The sequence below is a fragment of the Corynebacterium sp. genome, assembly GCF_052107835.1.
GTDB lineage: Bacteria > Actinomycetota > Actinomycetes > Mycobacteriales > Mycobacteriaceae > Corynebacterium.
In genome coordinates this window covers 1-16,368 of record NZ_JBQEDF010000011.1, presented here as the reverse complement: position 1 = coordinate 16,368, position 16,368 = coordinate 1, and the positions used below count along the sequence as shown (strand labels likewise).

Genomic DNA, 16,368 nt, shown 5'->3' with positions numbered 1-16,368 from the left:
GAGTTATTCACATCCGTGTAATTACACTGTTGTGATTCAGTGATCTTCATCACATTCTTGGGCGCTGGGCCCTCCCGCCGGAGTCTCTCCACCTGCACCATTCACAACTGCACCGTCGGCTGTGGATAGGTGACGTCAATGTCATTCCGCAGGTCAGGCCTTTTCGGTCCAGTCCACTGATCGGACATCACCGCAGGTCACCGGTGTGGATAACCCACCATTTCGTGTGTGACCGACGGTGCACCGGATGTGGACAACAGGGTGCCGCCGAAACCTATCCACAATCGGCTCCGGTTATCCACAATTTCATCCACCGGGTGTGCACAACTTACAAGGATGTTATCCGCCCCTCCGACCAGCGTCTGGACGGCCCCGGGACGCGCCATCCACAGAATCCACAGCCCCTACTGCTACTACCGAGAATTTCCATGTAGCTCTCAAAGAAGAAAAAGCCGGTGTGCACAACACCGGTGCCGACGCCGCGGGGCCCGGTGACCCTCCCCGACGGCATCGGGAGCTCCGGTACCGCCGACCCCCGACGTCGGCTAGGGTTACGGGACAGAGCCAGCGAATGACCATCAGCGAAAGGACCTCACGCGTGGACCAGCACGTCAGTTTCACCGTGTCCAAGGACGACTTCTCCTCGGCACTGGCATGGGTGGCCCGCAACCTCCCGAGCAAGGCGTCCCAGCCGATCCTGCGTGGTGTTCTCATCGAAGCCACCGATGATGGTCTGCAGCTCTCAGGATTCGACCGCGAGGTCTCCACCAAGGTCCGGGTCTCCGCCGACGTCGCCGAGCCAGGACAGATCCTGGTCGCCGGCCGATTGGCCTCCAACATCATCGGGGCGCTGCCCGACAAGCCCGTCCGGCTGGAGTTCGACGGCACCAAGGTCCTGGTCAACTGCGGTAACTCGCACTTCGAGCTGCCTGCGATGACCATCGAGGACTACCCCGTCCTCCCGGATTTCCCGCAGATCGCCGGCTCCCTGGACCCAGACCTCTTCGCGGAGGTCATTTCCCAGGTGGCCACGGCCTCCAGCCGGGACGACACCCTGCCGATGCTCACCGGCATCCGCATGGAGATCGACGGTGAGCACCTGGTGCTCGCCGCGACCGACCGCTTCCGTCTCGCGGTACGCACCCTCGACTGGGTCCCCGCCCGGGCCGACATCTCCGGTGAGCTCCTGATCCCGGCACGCACCCTCGCCGAGACCGCACGCTCACTGGACGCCAACGGTGAGCCCGTGGAACTGGCCCTCGACAGTGAGGGTGGACGTCTCCTGGGCATCGCCACCTCCAATCGGCGGACCACGACCCGGCTCATCGACGCGGACTTCCCGAAGTTCCGTTCCCTGCTGCCGAAGACCCACACCGCCCTGGCCAGCGTGGAGATCGCCCCGCTGCTCGACGCCATCCGCCGCGTCGCCCTGGTCACCGACGGTAATTCCCCGGTGAAGCTGGCCTTCGAGGAGGGCTCCCTGACCCTCTCCGCCGGCGGCAGCGACATGGGTGAGGCCGAGGAACAGCTGCCCTCCGCCTTCTCCGGCGAGCCCCTGGTCATCGCCTTCCACCCCGGCTACCTCAAGGACGGGCTGGGGTCCGTGCACACCGACCGTGTCGTCTTCGGCTTCAACCAGGCGTCCCGCTCGGCCATCCTGGTCCCCGAACCCGCCGAGCTCCCCGAGGCAGGCGCAGACGGAACGTTCCCCACCCCGGAGTCGTCCTTCACCTACCTCCTGATGCCGGTCCGCCTGCCGGGCTAGGGGATGTACATCCGCTCGCTGCATCTCGGTGACTTCCGCTCCTGGCGCCAGCTCGACCTCGACCTCGAGCCGGGAATCACCGTCTTCATCGGCCCCAACGGCAACGGCAAGACCAATATCGTCGAAGCGCTCGGATACCTCGCCCACCTCGGATCCCACCGGGTCAACACCGACTCCGCGCTCGTCAGGCAGGGCCAGGACACCGCACGGATCTCCGCCACCGCCGTCAACCACGGGCGTGAACTCACCGCCCACCTGGTCGTCAACGCCAGCGGCACCAACCAGGCCGCGGTGAACCGCACCCCGGTGAAGAACCAGCGCGGGATCGCCGGGATCGTCCGGACCACACTCTTCGCCCCCGAGGACCTCGCCCTGGTCCGTGGTGAGCCGGAGCAGCGCCGTGCGTTCCTGGACCAGACGATGATCGCCCGCTATCCGCGGCTCGCCGGGGTCCGCTCCGACTACGACAAGGCACTACGGCAGCGCAACGCCCTGCTGCGCAGTGGCGACTCCGATGAATCGGCGTTGGTCACCCTCGATGTCTGGGATGCCCGCCTCGCCCATCTCGGTGGACAGATCATGTCGGCACGCGTCCAGCTCGTCCATGACCTCAGTCCCCACGTCCGCGACACCTACGCCCGGCTCGCTCCGGGATCCCGTCCGGCGCTGGTGTCCTACTCCTCGAGTACCGGTATGGACCTGGGTACCCCGGACGATCCCGGACTGCTGGATCCGGAGGTGGCTGAAGCCGCCCTCCTGGAGGCGTTCGGTCAGAAACGCCCACAGGAACTCGACCGGGGGACAACACTGGTCGGGCCGCACCGGGACGACATGCTCCTGACCCTCGGCACCCAGCCGGCCAAGGGATTCGCCAGCCACGGGGAATCGTGGTCGTTCGCGCTGACGCTCCGTTTAGCCGCGCACCGGATGCACCGGGCCGACGGCACCGAACCGGTGGTCATCCTCGACGATGTCTTCGCCGAGCTCGACCGGACGCGTCGTGCCGCGCTCGTCGACGTCGCGACCGAGGCGGAGCAGGTGCTGATCACTGCGGCGGTCGGCGAGGACATCCCGGCCGACCTGCGTGAGCAGGCGCGGATCCACACCGTCCGGGTGGACGAGTCCGACGACGGCCGGATCTCGGAGCTGACATGACCGAACCCACCGAACCCACTGAGAACCCCGAGGACACTGAACCGACCGAGAACACCGGACCCGCCGACCCTATTGCCGCACGCATGGAGATCCTCCGTGCCGTGTCGGGTCGTCCTGTCCGTCCCGGCAGTGCCTACCGCAGCGGTGGTGCGCGCCGCCGTAGGCCGCGTCCGAAAACCACGAAGACCCGCTACGACGGACGCGCCGACCGCAGCTACCGCGACCCGGGCACCTTCGGTGACCTGGTGAAGAGGGAGATCAAACGCAACGGTTGGGGACGCAACTTCGCCGTCGGCCAGCTGCGCAGTGCGTGGCCGGAGATCGTGGGGGAGAACATCGGCCGCCACACCCACGTCGTGATGTACAACGAGAAGAAACGCCAGCTGCATGTCGAGAGCGACTCCACGGCCTGGGCGACGAACCTCAGGCTGATGCAGACGACGATCCTGCAGACCATCGCCCACCGTGTGGGACCGGACGTGGTCGCCGAACTGAAGATCTACGGACCCAAGGCGCCGAGCTGGCGTCACGGGCCGCTGCACGTGTCCGGACGCGGCCCCCGAGATACCTACGGATGAACCCGTCACCTGGTACGATGAGGGGGTTGAACCAATACTCACGAAGGAACCAAGAAGGAACGGTACCGACTGTGGCTGAGGCCGATAACATCCCGAACAATGCCGAGTACGGCGCGGACTCCATCACCATCCTCGAGGGACTGGAGGCCGTCCGCAAGCGTCCCGGAATGTACATCGGTTCCACCGGTGAGCGCGGACTGCACCACCTGATCTGGGAGGTCGTCGACAACTCCGTCGACGAGGCCATGGCCGGTTTCGCCACCCACGTCGAGGTGGTCCTGCACGAGGACAATTCCGTGGAGGTCACCGACAACGGCCGTGGTATCCCGGTCGCGATGCACCCCACGGGTCGTCCGACCGTCCAGGTCGTCATGACCGAGCTCCACGCCGGCGGCAAGTTCGACTCCCAGGCCTACGCGGTCTCCGGCGGCCTGCACGGTGTCGGTATCTCCGTGGTCAATGCCCTGTCCACCCGCGTCGAGACCAACATCACCCGCGACGGCTACAAGTGGCGCCAGGTCTTCGAGAATTCCCTGCCCCTGGAGCTGGAGCAGGTCAAGAAGGCTCGCGGCACCGGTACCAACCAGCGCTTCTGGGCCGACCCGGACATCTTCGAGACCACGGTCTACAACTTCGAGACGGTCTCCCGCCGCCTGCAGGAGATGGCGTTCCTGAACAAGGGACTGACCATCACCCTGACCGACGAGCGCCGCGAGATCGTCGAGGAGCAGTCCGAGGTCGAGGAGGCCGCCGCAGAAGCGGTGGCGGACGCCGCCGCACCGAAGGCCGCCGAGGAGGAGGCCGCGGACACCACGCCGAAGAAGCGCACCAGGACCTTCCACTACCCCGACGGTCTCAAGGACTACGTCAACCACCTGAACAAGTCGAAGACCCCGGTCCACCCCTCGATCATCGGCTTCGACGCCGAGGGCGACGACCACGAGATCGAGATCGCGATGCAGTGGAACTCCGGCTACGCGCAGTCGGTGCACACCTTCGCCAACACCATCAACACCATCGAGGGCGGCACCCACGAGGAGGGTTTCCGCGCCGCGCTGACCTCGTTGATGAACCGTTACGCGATCGCGCACAAGCTGATGAAGGAGAAGGACGGCAAGCTCACCGGCGACGACTGCCGTGAGGGCCTCGCCGCCGTCATCTCCGTGCGCGTCGGTGATCCGCAGTTCGAGGGCCAGACGAAGACGAAGCTCGGCAACACCGAGATCAAGGGTTTCGTGCAGAAGATGGTCAACGAGCACGTGACCAGCTGGTTCGATGCGAATCCGGCGGAGGCCAAGGCGATCATCAACAAGGCCGTGTCCTCCGCGCAGGCCCGTGATGCCGCCCGCAAGGCCCGTGACCTGGTCCGCCGCAAGTCGGCGACCGATCTCGGCGGCCTGCCGGGCAAGCTCGCCGACTGCCGTTCCAAGGACCCGGTGAAGTCCGAGCTCTACATCGTGGAGGGTGACTCCGCCGGCGGTTCGGCGAAGTCCGGCCGTGACTCGATGTACCAGGCGATCCTGCCGCTGCGCGGCAAGATCCTGAACGTGGAGAAGGCACGTCTGGACAAGGTGCTGAAGAATGCCGAGGTCCAGGCCATCATCACCGCCCTGGGCACCGGCATCCACGACGAGTTCGACATCACCAAGCTGCGCTACCACAAGATCGTGCTCATGGCCGACGCCGACGTCGACGGCCAGCACATCGCCACCCTGCTGCTCACCCTCCTGTTCCGCTTCATGCGTCCGCTGGTCGAGGAGGGGCACGTCTTCCTCGCCATGCCGCCGCTGTACAAGCTGAAGTGGGGCAAGGGCGAGCCCGGTTTCGCCTTCTCTGACGCCGAGCGCGATGAGCAGCTCGAGGAGGGTCAGGCCAAGGGCCGCAAGATCAACAAGGATGACGGCATCCAGCGCTACAAGGGTCTCGGCGAGATGAACGCCAAGGAGCTGTGGGAGACCACCATGGACCCCACCGACCGCATCCTGAAGAAGGTCACCCTGGAGGACGCCGCGTCCGCTGACGAGACCTTCAGCATCCTGATGGGCGACGACGTCGTCGCACGCCGCAGCTTCATCACCCGCAACGCGAAGGACGTCCGCTTCCTCGATGTCTAGTGATTCGGCGTCGAGCGTCCTGGTCACCATGCCGGACGGGAGCACGTCCCCCGTCCTGCTGTTCCCCGGCGACGGTCCCCTGGTCAGCATCTGGCCGGGTCTCGGTATGGGTGCACGCTACTACCGCCCGATCGCCGAAGCACTGGCCGAACGGGGTTTCGCCGTGGCCATCGGTGAACTCCGCGGCCAGGGCGACAGCACCGCCCACGCCGACCGGAAGCACCGGTGGGGCTACCACGACCTGGCCTCGAAGGACTACCCGCGGACGATCCGATCGGCAAAGACCGCCCTCGGCCTGCCGTCCGACCACCCCACCGTCCTGCTGACCCACTCGATGGGTGGGCAGATCGGTGCGCTGTTCCTGGCGCGCCCCGACGCCGCCGAGCTCAACGTGACCGGCATGATGGGCGTCGGCAGCGGGTCGCCGTACTTCCGCTCCTTCCCCGATCCGGAACGTTCACGCCTGCGGGTCGGCGGGTACCTGATGGGCGGCGTCAGCGCTGTTCTCGGGTTCTGGCCGGACGGGCCGTTGGACGTGACGAACTACGGGCGCCAGTCCGACCTGCACCTGCGGGAATGGGCGCGCTTCGGACGGGAGAACACCCTGGCCGGTCTCGCCGGCCAGGACATGGATTACGCGGCGGCCATGCAGGACGTCCGGACCCCCGTCCTGCTGACCCGCTACAGCAACGACACGTACTGCACGCTGGACTCCTGCGAGGCACTGTCGAGACTGGTCCCCGCGGAGATCGAGGAGTTCACCGGCACGCTCGGCCACAACCGGTGGGCCCGTGAGCCCGACGGTGTCGTCAACCGGTTGGCCGGGTTCGTGGACTCGCTCAGCTGATCACACTCAGCTGATAACGCTGAGCGGATCCTGCCACAGCCGGTGCAGTGCCGTCACGGCTGCGGCCCTGGACAGGATCCCGTCGCCGGCGCGCTGGATGCTCAGCTGCCGTCCGGTCCCGCGCAGCCCCTCCGCGATGATCCGCACGGTCCCCGGGTCCGCGGTGAAGGTCTCACCGGCGAACACCACGGTGGACGGGTCAACCACGTCGACCGCCAGGGACACGATCTTCGCCAGCAGGCGCGCCCGCTCGTCGAGGATCTCGCGTGCCGCCGGATTGTGCTCGGCTAGGCCGACCAGGTCCGTGATTGTCGAGACCCCCAGGCCACGCCTACGGGCGGCCTCCAGCACGGCGGTGGTGCCCAGCGGGTGGCCGTCGTCGGTGGAGGAGAAGCTGCCGGATCCGGCGATCTCGTTGAAGGCGGTCGGTGCGGAGCCGGTGTAGGGCTGGTGGACGGCGTCGCCGACGATCCAGGCGTGCCCGACCAGCTCGCGGGCGTAGACGTACAGGGTGGACGCCAGCGGGTCGTTGTCCGGTGACAGCGGTGCGCTGGCCAGCTCGGATCCCGCCATGGCGCCGACACCGGTGGCGACGGAGACCGGCAGGTCGGCGCCGAGCAGGGCCGACGGGTCGACGTCCTCCCAGCCGTAGGCCGGCGAGTTGATCCGACCGGCGTGGTCGACGTGGGCGGAGAACGCGACACCCAGGCTCACGGGGTTCGGCAGGTCACGGGCCAGGGTGGTGAGCCCGTGGTGGACGGCCTCGAGGGCGTCCTCGGGGGAGAGGTCGATGACGGGGAGCCGCAGCGTCCTCTTGCGCAACGGCCGTCCGGCACCGTCGACGGCGACGAGTTGGGTGCTGCGCAGCCCGACGTGCGCTCCGAGCGCGGTGAGGTGGCGGCCGTCGGGCAGCAGCGTGGATCCCGGACGACCGACGGCGCCGCCGGTGGTGGGGGAGGCCTGCTCGACCAGGCCGGCGTCGATGAGGGCGCCGACGTGGCGGGTCACCGTGGGCTGGGAGAGTCCGAGTTCGTCGTGGAGACGGCTGCGGGTGATGCCCGGGGTGGTGCGGATCTGGTGGAGGCAGCGGGCCGGGCCGGTGGCGGGCGCGGTGAAGTGTGCTGTCGTCGGGAGCGTTGCTGCTGTCATGGATCACACCCTAATTCAGTTGGGGAGAAAATAACAGACCGCTCTGTCTATCGGTTCACGGTGAATCATATTCTGGTCGCCCGAACAGACCGCATGGTCTACTCGTCTCCCATGACTTCTGACGTGACTCTGCACTGGTTCCTGCCCACGAGCGGGGACTCCCGCGGCATCGTCGGCGGCGGCCACGGAGCCGGCCCCGAAACCGGTGAGCGGTTCCCTGACCTCGACTATCTCACCCAGGTCGCCCGCGCCGCCGAGTACAACGGATTCGAGGCCGTCCTCACCCCGACCGGTCGCTGGTGCCAGGACGCCTGGCTCTCCACCGCGGCCCTGCTCTCGGCGACCAGCCGCCTGAAGTTCCTCGTCGCCCTGCGTCCCGGGCTCATCGGCGCAACGCTGACCGCACAGCAGGCCGAGACCTACCAGGAACTGTCGAAGAACCGCCTGCTGCTCAACGTCGTCGTCGGGGGAGAGGACTCCGAGCAGCGCGCCTACGGCGACCACACCACCAAGGAGCAGCGTTACGCCATCGCCGACGAGACCCTGGAGGTCGCGAACCACCTGTGGACCTCGCCGGAGCCGCTGGACTACGCCGGTGAGCACATCAACGTGGAGAACGCCGCGCTGAACCGCCGTCCGGACGTGGTCCCCCCGGTGTACTTCGGCGGGTCGTCCCCGGCGGGCATCGAGGTCGCCGCCAAGCGAGCTCACGTGTACCTGACCTGGGGGGAGCGTCCCGACCAGGTCGCCGAGAAGCTGGACCGCGTCCGCGAACGCGCCACAGCCCACGGTCGTGAACTGGAGTACGGCATCCGCCTGCACGTGATCGCGCGCGCCACCTCCGAACAGGCGTGGGGCGAGGCCCAGGCGCTCTACGACTCCCTCGACCCCGAAAGGGTCCGCGCCGCACAGGAGGGCCTGGCGAAGTCCCAGTCCGAGGGCCAGCGCCGGATGTCCGAGCTCCACAACCGCGGCGGCGGCTTCGCCCCGGGTCAGGACGCCCGCACCCTCGAGATCTCACCGAACCTGTGGGCGGGCATCGGCCTGGTCCGCGGGGGAGCCGGGACCGCACTGGTCGGCTCCTACGACGAGGTCGCCGCGCGCATCGAGGAGTTCCGCGATGCCGGGATCACCCACTTCATCCTGTCCGGCGTCCCGCACCTCGAGGAGGCCTACCAGGTCGGTGAAGGCGTGGTTCCCGCCCTCCAGGCCCGCGGCGTGTCAGTGAAGAACCGATGAGGAGGTTCCTCCATGTCGGGACGCTGGCCGGCGTCCTGCTCATCTGGTGGGCGCTGGCGACGTTCACCGCCATCGACCCGGTGCTTCTCCCCGGTCCCGTCGACGTGGGCGGACGGCTCATCGACACGAACCTCTGCGGCAGCGAATGCGGTGTCCAGGGCTACTTCCTGTGGCAGCACCTGCTGGCCACCCTGCAGCGGATCGCCGTCGGCCTCGGTGCCGGTTCGATTGTCGGCGTCCTGCTCGGGTGGTGGCTCGGCTCGAGTGCGACGGTGCGCGAGGTCGTGGAACCCTACCTCTCCTTCCTGCGTGCCCTGCCGCCGCTGGGCTACATCGGCCTGCTGATCGTCTGGTTCGGCATCGGTGACGAGTCGAAGGTCGTCCTGCTGTTCCTGGCGTCGTTCCCCACGGTCGCGATCTCCACGCTGGCCGGCGTCACCGGGGTGCGGAAGGACTGGGTCCGCGCGGCCGGGTCCCTGGGTGCGACGCGTACCCAGGTGTTCCGCACCGTCCTGTTCCCCGGCGCCCTGCCGGACATCATCAACGGCATCCGGCTGGCCGCTGGCCTGTGCTGGTCGGCCATCGTCGCCGCCGAGATGAACGACGGCATCCCCGGTATCGGCGGACTGGCGTACATCTCCGGCACCCAGCTCGACACATCCCTCACGATCGCCTGCATCATCGTCATCGGTGTCGCCGCCCTGCTGCTGGACAAGGTCCTGCTGTGGACGATGGCCCGCTACGCCCCCTGGAGGACGAAACAGTGAAACGCTACCTCGCCCCGGCGGCCGCCTCGGTCGCCTCGGTCCTCCTGCTGTCCGCCTGCGTCGGCCCGCCGGCCAACGAATGGCGCGACACCGACGACGTCGACTGCCCCGTGGACGTGTCGGACGCCTCGGGCACCCTGCGTGTGGGCTACCTCGGAAGCCCCGCGACCGACCTGTACACCCAGGCCACGGGACTTGCGGAGGCGTGCATGCCGGACGCGGAGATCGACTGGACCCGGTACCCGACCGGCCAGGACATTGTCCAGGGCTTCGCGGCGGACTCGGTCGACGTCGCCGGCCTGGGGTCCACACCGAGCACCAAGGCGGTGAGTGCCCCGCTGTCGCTGGACGTCTCGGTCGTGCAGGTCAACTCGGTCATCGGCACCACGGAGGCGCTGGTGGCGAAGGAGGCGGAGTCCATCGAGGACCTCAAGGGGTCCCGCATCGCCGTCCCCTTCTCGTCGACGTCGCACTACAGCCTGCTCAACGCATTGATCGATGCCGGACTGGATCCGGAGGAGGACGTGGAGATCACCAACATCTCCCCGGACAAGCTGCCGGCGGCGTGGAAGTCCGACCGGATCGACGCGGCCTACGTGTGGGACCCCACGCTGCAGGAACTCAAGGACGGCACCGGCGGCTCCCCCGAGGGCAACGTCCTCACCGATTCCGCCGAGCAGGCCGATGCCGGTCATCCGACCTACAACGTGTCCTTGGCGGACAACGGGTGGTCGGACGAGAACCCCGAGCTGCTGTCCACCTGGGTTGACCTGCAGACCTGGCTGGTGGACAACGAACCCGAGGACTTCGTGTCGGTCAACGCGACCGGTTCGGGCATGGACGAGGGTGCCGCGGAGCAGCAGATCGAGGGCCAGCAGTTCATCGGCCGCGAGGAACAACCCGAGCAGTTGGCCGATGTCGCCGAGGCCCTCGATGCGACGGCGGAGTTCCTGGTGGAACAGGGCGACATTCCGTCCGCGGAATCCGACTACAGCGAATTCGTTCGGGAGGTTCAATGATCACGGTGGAGAACGTGGGCCAGACCTACGTCACGGAAGCGGGCAAGGAGGTCGAGGCCCTGCGGGACATCTCGCTGAGCTTCCCGGACGGTGAGATCGTGTGCCTGGTCGGCCCGTCAGGTTGCGGCAAGTCCACGCTGCTGCGGATCCTGGCGGGCTTCCTCACGCCCACCTCCGGGTCCGTGCAGGTCGACGGCCGTGAGGTCACCGGCCCGGGAACGGACAGGGGAGTGGTGTTCCAGCAGCCCACACTGCTGCCGTGGTACTCGGTGCGCGACAATGTGCGCCTGGCGTTCCGGTACTCGGGCAACGAGGGGCAGCGCGAGCGCGCCGATGAACTCGTTGGCCTTGTCGGGCTGGAGGACGCGGCGGACCGCATGCCGCACGAACTCTCCGGCGGCATGCAGCAGCGCGCCCAGATCGCCCGTGTGCTGGCGGCGGGACCGGAGCACGCCCTGATGGATGAGCCTTTCGGTGCCCTGGACCCGTTCACCCGTGAGCAGCTGCAGGCCGAGCTGCTGCGGGTGTGGGAGCGGACGCTGCCGGCGGTGGTCTTCGTGACGCACAGCGTGGAGGAGGCCCTGCTGCTGGGTCACCGCGTGGTGGTCATGGGCAAGGCCCGGGTGCTGGAGGAGGTCGTGGTCCCGGAGTCGCTGCGGGTGGATCTCGGCGTTCCACGTGAAACCATCCAGACCCGCCTGCGGGACCTGGCCGCGGAGCCGGAGTTCGTGGAGCTGCGTCACCGCGTGACCGAGTCGATCGCCAGTCTGGCGTCGTCCTGAGGTCGCCTTCCGCCCGGCAACCCTGAACTTTCGCACCCCCGGCGAGATTTCTGTGACGTCTGCAATGCCCTGACCTGCGGGTCTCAACAGGTGGGAACCCGGGTGGGTGCGAAAGTTCGGACGACCCGAAAACAGACCGCTTGGTCTAGGATATTTTCACGGCCTGACCTGGAGCGATATGAGAAAGTCTGACCCCGGCACTTGCGCCGGAGCAGACCGAGTGGTCTACTGTTCGACATGACCACGACACTCACTGCGGCACCAGGCAAGGCACCTCGCCAGGCACACGCCGCCAACGGGACCTCATCCGAGCCGACCCGACTTCCGCTGGCCGTTCTGGCCGCGGAGGTCCACGGCCGCATGATGTGCGTGGTCATCGACTCCTACTTCGATGAGAGTCTGGCCCCCGGTCTCGTGTCCGTCCGCGTCCCCACCGACGACCCCGCATGGCGGGAACTGCGCCACGCCCCGCGCCTCGGCATCTCCGTGCTGAACCCCCTGCAGACCATCGGCGTCGGCGCCGTCGACCACCTGCTCACCACCGACGACCATGGTGCCGGTGTCCTGGATGGCGCGTCTGTCCACCTCACCACCCGGCTCTACCAGGAGTTCGACGCGGGGGAGAACACTGTCCTGCTGCTCAACGTGCTGGGCAGGTTCACCGGGGAGATCGCCCCGGAGCAGCGCGAGTACCTCTACTCCGCGGCCTGAGCCGCCGCCTCGGCGGCCTCGATCTCCTCGTTGAACTCCCGCTTGCTGGCCTGCCACTCGTCCTCGACCATCCCCAACCGCCAGTAGCCGGAGATCGACACGTCCGACTTCGCCACGCCGTTCTCAACGAAGAGGAAACGGCGCAGGTCACGGATCATCTCGGCGACACCGTGGATGAACCACTGCGTCGGCTCCGAGGGGACCCCGGCGTCCACCACCTGGCGGACGAGTTCCGTGCCGTGCGTCGCCCCGTCGCGCTCCACCCAGTGCAGGGTGACCCCGGGGTGGGACGGGGCATCCAGGCGCGCTTCGGCGGAGGCGATCTCGACCCACGCCTCGCCCGTGGCGTCCTGCGGGAGGGCCTCGATCCCGGCGAAGATCGCGGGGGCGGCCGCCTCGTCACCGATGAAGACGACGTGCTGTGACTCGGGGTGCCACGCGCCGCCCGGGCCCATGAACCCGATCTGGTCGCCGGGCTGCGCGGCCGCCGCCCACGGCCCCGCAAGTCCCGTGTCCCCGTGCGCGACGAAGTCGATGTCGACGGTGCGTGCCTCGGTATCCCACGAGCGCAGTGTGTACGTGCGGGTCACGGGCCACTGCTCACGCGGCAGTTCCTCTCGGACCTGCGCGGGGTCGAAGGGCCAGGAGTAGGACGCCCCGGCCGGCGGGAACAACAGCTTGACGTAGTGGTCGGTCTCGGTCAGTGCGCCGAAGTCGAAGGCGTCCGACGTGACGGACGCCGTGACCCGCACCATGTCACGCGAAATCCATTCCGTGCCGGTCACGGTCTCCGAGTGGGCGGGTCGGGCGGGGCGGGATGATTTGGGCATGGGCAGGCTCTCCTATTTCGTTGGGGTCGGAGCCATCCTACGTATGTACGGGGATATAGGCCATGAAGTGGTAAGATAGCCGGGTCTACCACCTAGTCTTCTAGAAGGGATCGCGAGCGAAGTGAGCGACGACAACACCGGCGGCGGCGAGACGCTGTTCGACCGTATTACCCCCATTGACCTCAATGAGGAGATGCGGAACAGCTACATCGACTACGCCATGAGCGTCATCGTGGGACGTGCGCTGCCTGAGGTGAGGGACGGCATGAAGCCGGTCCACCGGCGCGTGCTGTACGCGATGTTCGACTCGGGCTACCGTCCCGACCGCAGCTACGTGAAGTCCGCCCGCCCGGTCGCGGACACCATGGGCCACTACCACCCCCACGGTGACAGCGCGATCTACGACACCCTGGTCCGCATGGCCCAGCCGTGGTCGATGCGCTACCCGCTGGTCGACGGGCAGGGGAACTTCGGTTCCCGCGGCAACGACGGCCCCGCCGCCATGCGTTACACCGAGTGCCGGCTGACCCCGCTCGCGCTCGAAATGGTCCGCGACATCCGCGAGAACACCGTGGATTTCTCCCCGAACTACGACGGGAAGAACCAGGAGCCGGACGTCCTGCCCGCGCGTGTGCCGAACCTGCTGATGAACGGTTCCAGCGGTATCGCCGTCGGCATGGCCACGAACATCCCCCCGCACAACCTCACCGAGCTGGCGGAGGCGGTCTACTGGCTGCTGGAGAACCCGGAGGAGGACGAGCAGACCGCGCTGGACGCCTGCATGGCGCGCGTCAAGGGGCCGGACTTCCCGACCCACGGCCTGATCGTCGGTGATTCCGGCATCAAGGACGCCTACACCACCGGCCGTGGGTCGATCCGCATGCGCGGCAAGACCGACATCGAGGAGGAGGGCAGCCGCCAGATCATCGTGATCACCGAGCTGCCGTACCAGGTCAACCCCGATAACCTGGTTACCTCGATCGCCGAGCAGGTCCGCGACGGCAAAATCGCCGGCATCTCCAAGATCGATGACGAGTCGTCCGACCGCGTAGGCATGCGCATCGTGGTCACCCTGAAGCGGGACGCCGTGCCGCGCGTGGTGCTGAACAACCTGTACAAGCACTCCCAGCTGCAGACCAGCTTCGGCGCGAACATGCTGTCCATCGTCGACGGCGTGCCGCGCACCCTGCGCCTGGACCAGATGCTGCGCTTCTACGTGAAGCACCAGATCGAGGTCATCGTGCGCCGCACGCAGTACCGTCTGGACGAGGCCGAGAAGCGCGCCCACATCCTGCGCGGCCTGGTCAAGGCACTGGACGCGCTGGACGAGGTCATCGCCCTGATCCGCCGCTCCCAGACCGTGGACATCGCCCGTGAGGGCCTGCGCGACCTGCTGGACATCGACGACATCCAGGCGGACGCCATCCTGGCGATGCAGCTGCGCCGGCTGGCCGCCCTGGAGCGCCAGAAGATCGTCGACGAACTCGCCGAGATCGAGAACACCATCGCCGACCTGGAGGACATCCTGGCGTCCCCCGAGCGCCAGCGCACCATCGTCCACGACGAGCTCGCCGAGATCGTCGAGAAGTTTGGCGACGACCGCCGCACCGAGATCGTCGGCGCCACCGGCGACGTGTCCGAGGAGGACCTGATCGCCCGGGAGAACGTGGTCGTCACGATCACCTCGACCGGCTACGCGAAGCGCACGAAGGTGGACTCCTACCGTTCGCAGCGCCGCGGCGGCAAGGGTGTGCGCGGGGCCGAACTGAAGCAGGACGACATCGTCCGGCACTTCTTCGTCTGCTCCACCCACGACATCATCATGTTCTTCACGAACTACGGCCGCGTGTACCGCCTCAAGGCCTACGAGCTGCCCGAGGCATCACGCACGGCCCGTGGCCAGCACGTGGCGAACCTGCTGGAGTTCCAGCCCGGTGAGCAGATCGCGCAGGTCATCCAGATCCAGTCCTTCGAGGACGCCCCCTACCTGGTGCTCGCCACCCAGCAGGGCCGGATCAAGAAGTCGCGTCTGACGGACTACGACACGGCCCGCTCCGGCGGCCTGATCGCCATCAACCTCAACGAGGGCGACAAGCTCATTGGCGCCCGCCTGTGCACCGGCGAGGATGACCTGCTGCTGGTCTCCGAGGAGGGCCAGGCGCTGCGGTTCACCGCGGACGACGACACCCTGCGTCCCATGGGCCGCGCGACGGCCGGTGTGAAGGGCATGCGCTTCAAGGGCGATGACCAGCTGCTGGCACTGACCGTGGCGGACGACAACTCCTGCCTGCTGGTCGCCACGTCCGGCGGCTACGGCAAGCGCACCCCGGTCGAGGAGTACCCGGTGAAGGGCCGCGGCACCCTGGGCGTGATGACGTTCAAGTACGACCCGAAGCGCGGCAAACTGATCGGTGCCGTCACCGTGGGCACCGATGAGGAGGTCTTCGCGATCACCTCGGCCGGCGGCGTGATCCGTACCCCGGTCAAGCAGATCCGTAACTCCTCGCGCGCCACGATGGGCGTGCGGCTGGTGGACCTGGCCAAGGGCGTGGAACTGCTCGCCATCGACCGCAATGTCGAGGACGAGGGCGAAGAGGCGGTCAACCAGACGGCGGAACAGCAGTCATGAGTTCACCCCGGTCCGTGACGGGTACCGTCACCGCGGTCTCCCCGTGGAGTGCACTGAAGGTCGGTGCGATACTGAGCTTCTGCCTGTGGGTGGCCTGGATGGTCGCCGCTGCGCTGATCTACATTCTGCTGGGTGTCGGTGGGATCTGGGACCGGATGAATGACCTGCTCGCGGACCTGATCGGTGCGGACCGGATCTCGTCGGGGATGTTCTTCGGCGTGGCCGCCGGGATCGGACTGCTGGAGTTCATCGTGGTCACGCTGCTGTCCCCGGTGGTGGCGGTGCTGTACAACGCCGCGGCCGGGTTGGTCGGTGGACTGCGCGTGACCGTGGACGGCGACGGGTCGGCGGACGTCCCCGCGGAGGTTCCCACGGACCCCGAGAAGGCGGCTCCGGTGGCGTCGGGATCGGTGGCTGACACCGCGGGTGAATCGGCGCCGGAATCGACGCCTGGATCGGCACCTGCTGGCACCCCCGAAAACCCATCGTGACCTCGTGGTTTGTGTGTCCCGCGGTCTCTGGGTAGAGTTCACTTCTGTTCGACGGGCCTATAGCTCAGGCGGTTAGAGCGCTTCGCTGATAACGAAGAGGTCGGAGGTTCAAGTCCTCCTAGGCCCACTAGTAAGACCCCCCTCGGGGCTGTAGCTCAATTGGTAGAGCATCTGCTTTGCAAGCAGAAGGTCAGGGGTTCGATTCCCCTCAGCTCCACAAGAGATACACCAGGTAGAAGGGCACTTTCCGGTACACGGGAGGTGCCCTTTCCTCATGTCTGGTGGCCGGGGG

General features: G+C 67.3%; 14 protein-coding genes and 2 tRNA genes. 14 read left to right on the top strand and 2 right to left on the bottom strand.

Features of this window, described 5'->3' with window-relative positions:
* The first annotated feature begins 571 nt into the window (after positions 1-571).
* From dnaN to ACTIL2_RS04435, 5 genes are read left to right on the top strand one after another with little or no spacing between them, the layout of a single operon-like run.
* Positions 572-1,765: a DNA polymerase III subunit beta gene (gene dnaN / locus ACTIL2_RS04455; RefSeq protein ID WP_442336255.1), complete on the top strand. Its 1,194-nt coding sequence runs from the start codon at positions 572-574 to the stop codon at positions 1,763-1,765.
* Positions 1,766-1,768: 3 nt separating this feature from the next.
* On the top strand, positions 1,769-2,920 hold the full coding sequence (recF, locus tag ACTIL2_RS04450) for a DNA replication/repair protein RecF (protein WP_442336254.1): 1,152 nt from the start codon (positions 1,769-1,771) through the stop codon (positions 2,918-2,920).
* Entirely contained in the window at positions 2,917-3,498 is a 582-nt protein-coding gene (locus ACTIL2_RS04445) for a DciA family protein (protein WP_442336253.1), read from the top strand. Before recF ends, ACTIL2_RS04445 begins: the two co-directional genes overlap by 4 nt.
* A 17-nt stretch (positions 3,499-3,515) precedes the next feature.
* Entirely contained in the window at positions 3,516-5,612 is a 2,097-nt protein-coding gene (gene gyrB, locus ACTIL2_RS04440; RefSeq protein WP_442336252.1) for a DNA topoisomerase (ATP-hydrolyzing) subunit B, read from the top strand.
* Complete coding sequence (locus ACTIL2_RS04435) at positions 5,605-6,459, top strand: alpha/beta fold hydrolase (protein ID WP_442336251.1); 855 nt, start codon at positions 5,605-5,607, stop codon at positions 6,457-6,459. Before gyrB ends, ACTIL2_RS04435 begins: the two co-directional genes overlap by 8 nt.
* Before the next feature lie 6 nt (positions 6,460-6,465).
* Here the strand turns inward: ACTIL2_RS04435 and ACTIL2_RS04430 are convergent, their stop codons facing one another.
* Entirely contained in the window at positions 6,466-7,608 is a 1,143-nt protein-coding gene (locus tag ACTIL2_RS04430; RefSeq protein ID WP_442336250.1) for a MarR family transcriptional regulator, read from the bottom strand.
* Positions 7,609-7,719: 111 nt separating this feature from the next.
* On the opposite strand from ACTIL2_RS04430, the gene ACTIL2_RS04425 reads away from it, so the two are divergent.
* The 5 genes from ACTIL2_RS04425 to ACTIL2_RS04405 all read left to right on the top strand — a co-directional run bounded on the left by ACTIL2_RS04425 (position 7,720) and on the right by ACTIL2_RS04405 (position 12,126).
* Entirely contained in the window at positions 7,720-8,847 is a 1,128-nt protein-coding gene (locus tag ACTIL2_RS04425; RefSeq protein ID WP_442336249.1) for an LLM class flavin-dependent oxidoreductase, read from the top strand.
* Positions 8,844-9,614, top strand: coding sequence for an ABC transporter permease (locus tag ACTIL2_RS04420; RefSeq protein ID WP_442336248.1), 771 nt, complete (start codon positions 8,844-8,846; stop codon positions 9,612-9,614). Before ACTIL2_RS04425 ends, ACTIL2_RS04420 begins: the two co-directional genes overlap by 4 nt.
* Entirely contained in the window at positions 9,611-10,633 is a 1,023-nt protein-coding gene (locus ACTIL2_RS04415) for a taurine ABC transporter substrate-binding protein (RefSeq protein WP_442336247.1), read from the top strand. The genes ACTIL2_RS04420 and ACTIL2_RS04415 overlap by 4 nt, the downstream gene beginning before the upstream one ends.
* The gene (locus ACTIL2_RS04410) at positions 10,630-11,415 is read left to right on the top strand and encodes an ABC transporter ATP-binding protein (RefSeq protein WP_442336246.1); all 786 of its coding nucleotides are present in this window, start codon (positions 10,630-10,632) and stop codon (positions 11,413-11,415) included. The genes ACTIL2_RS04415 and ACTIL2_RS04410 overlap by 4 nt, the downstream gene beginning before the upstream one ends.
* Positions 11,416-11,652: 237 nt before the next feature.
* Positions 11,653-12,126, top strand: coding sequence for a flavin reductase family protein (locus tag ACTIL2_RS04405; RefSeq protein WP_442336245.1), 474 nt, complete (start codon positions 11,653-11,655; stop codon positions 12,124-12,126).
* On the opposite strand, the gene ACTIL2_RS04400 is transcribed toward ACTIL2_RS04405, so the two are convergent.
* Entirely contained in the window at positions 12,111-12,956 is an 846-nt protein-coding gene (locus ACTIL2_RS04400; protein WP_442336244.1) for a siderophore-interacting protein, read from the bottom strand. The two genes, ACTIL2_RS04405 and ACTIL2_RS04400, sit on opposite strands and share 16 nt — an antisense overlap.
* Before the next feature lie 121 nt (positions 12,957-13,077).
* Here ACTIL2_RS04400 and gyrA point away from each other — a divergent pair, with 121 nt between their 5' ends.
* The 4 genes from gyrA to ACTIL2_RS04380 all read left to right on the top strand — a co-directional run bounded on the left by gyrA (position 13,078) and on the right by ACTIL2_RS04380 (position 16,293).
* Positions 13,078-15,585, top strand: a complete 2,508-nt coding sequence (gene gyrA, locus ACTIL2_RS04395) for a DNA gyrase subunit A (protein WP_442336243.1) — start codon at positions 13,078-13,080, stop codon at positions 15,583-15,585.
* Positions 15,582-16,076 (top strand): DUF3566 domain-containing protein, encoded by a 495-nt coding sequence (locus ACTIL2_RS04390; protein ID WP_442336242.1) that lies wholly within the window; start codon positions 15,582-15,584, stop codon positions 16,074-16,076. The genes gyrA and ACTIL2_RS04390 overlap by 4 nt, the downstream gene beginning before the upstream one ends.
* A gap of 53 nt (positions 16,077-16,129) precedes the next feature.
* A tRNA-Ile gene (locus ACTIL2_RS04385) sits at positions 16,130-16,203 on the top strand.
* A gap of 17 nt (positions 16,204-16,220) precedes the next feature.
* Positions 16,221-16,293: transfer RNA gene (locus ACTIL2_RS04380), tRNA-Ala, on the top strand.
* The last annotated feature ends 75 nt before the right edge of the window (positions 16,294-16,368 follow it).

Excerpts from the sequence above, each read along its gene's own strand:
- ACTIL2_RS04435 (WP_442336251.1), top strand. The coding sequence starts at position 5,605 with ATGTCTAGTGATTCGGCGTCGAGCGTCCTGGTCACCATGCCGGACGGG.
- ACTIL2_RS04430 (WP_442336250.1), bottom strand. The coding sequence starts at position 7,608 with ATGACAGCAGCAACGCTCCCGACGACAGCACACTTCACCGCGCCCGCC.
- ACTIL2_RS04410 (WP_442336246.1), top strand. The coding sequence starts at position 10,630 with ATGATCACGGTGGAGAACGTGGGCCAGACCTACGTCACGGAAGCGGGC.
- ACTIL2_RS04420 (WP_442336248.1), top strand. The coding sequence starts at position 8,844 with ATGAGGAGGTTCCTCCATGTCGGGACGCTGGCCGGCGTCCTGCTCATC.
- gyrB (WP_442336252.1), top strand. The coding sequence starts at position 3,516 with ATGAGGGGGTTGAACCAATACTCACGAAGGAACCAAGAAGGAACGGTA.
- ACTIL2_RS04390 (WP_442336242.1), top strand. The coding sequence starts at position 15,582 with ATGAGTTCACCCCGGTCCGTGACGGGTACCGTCACCGCGGTCTCCCCG.
- ACTIL2_RS04425 (WP_442336249.1), top strand. The coding sequence starts at position 7,720 with ATGACTTCTGACGTGACTCTGCACTGGTTCCTGCCCACGAGCGGGGAC.
- ACTIL2_RS04405 (WP_442336245.1), top strand. The coding sequence starts at position 11,653 with ATGACCACGACACTCACTGCGGCACCAGGCAAGGCACCTCGCCAGGCA.
- ACTIL2_RS04445 (WP_442336253.1), top strand. The coding sequence starts at position 2,917 with ATGACCGAACCCACCGAACCCACTGAGAACCCCGAGGACACTGAACCG.
- ACTIL2_RS04400 (WP_442336244.1), bottom strand. The coding sequence starts at position 12,956 with ATGCCCAAATCATCCCGCCCCGCCCGACCCGCCCACTCGGAGACCGTG.
- dnaN (WP_442336255.1), top strand. The coding sequence starts at position 572 with ATGACCATCAGCGAAAGGACCTCACGCGTGGACCAGCACGTCAGTTTC.
- recF (WP_442336254.1), top strand. The coding sequence starts at position 1,769 with ATGTACATCCGCTCGCTGCATCTCGGTGACTTCCGCTCCTGGCGCCAG.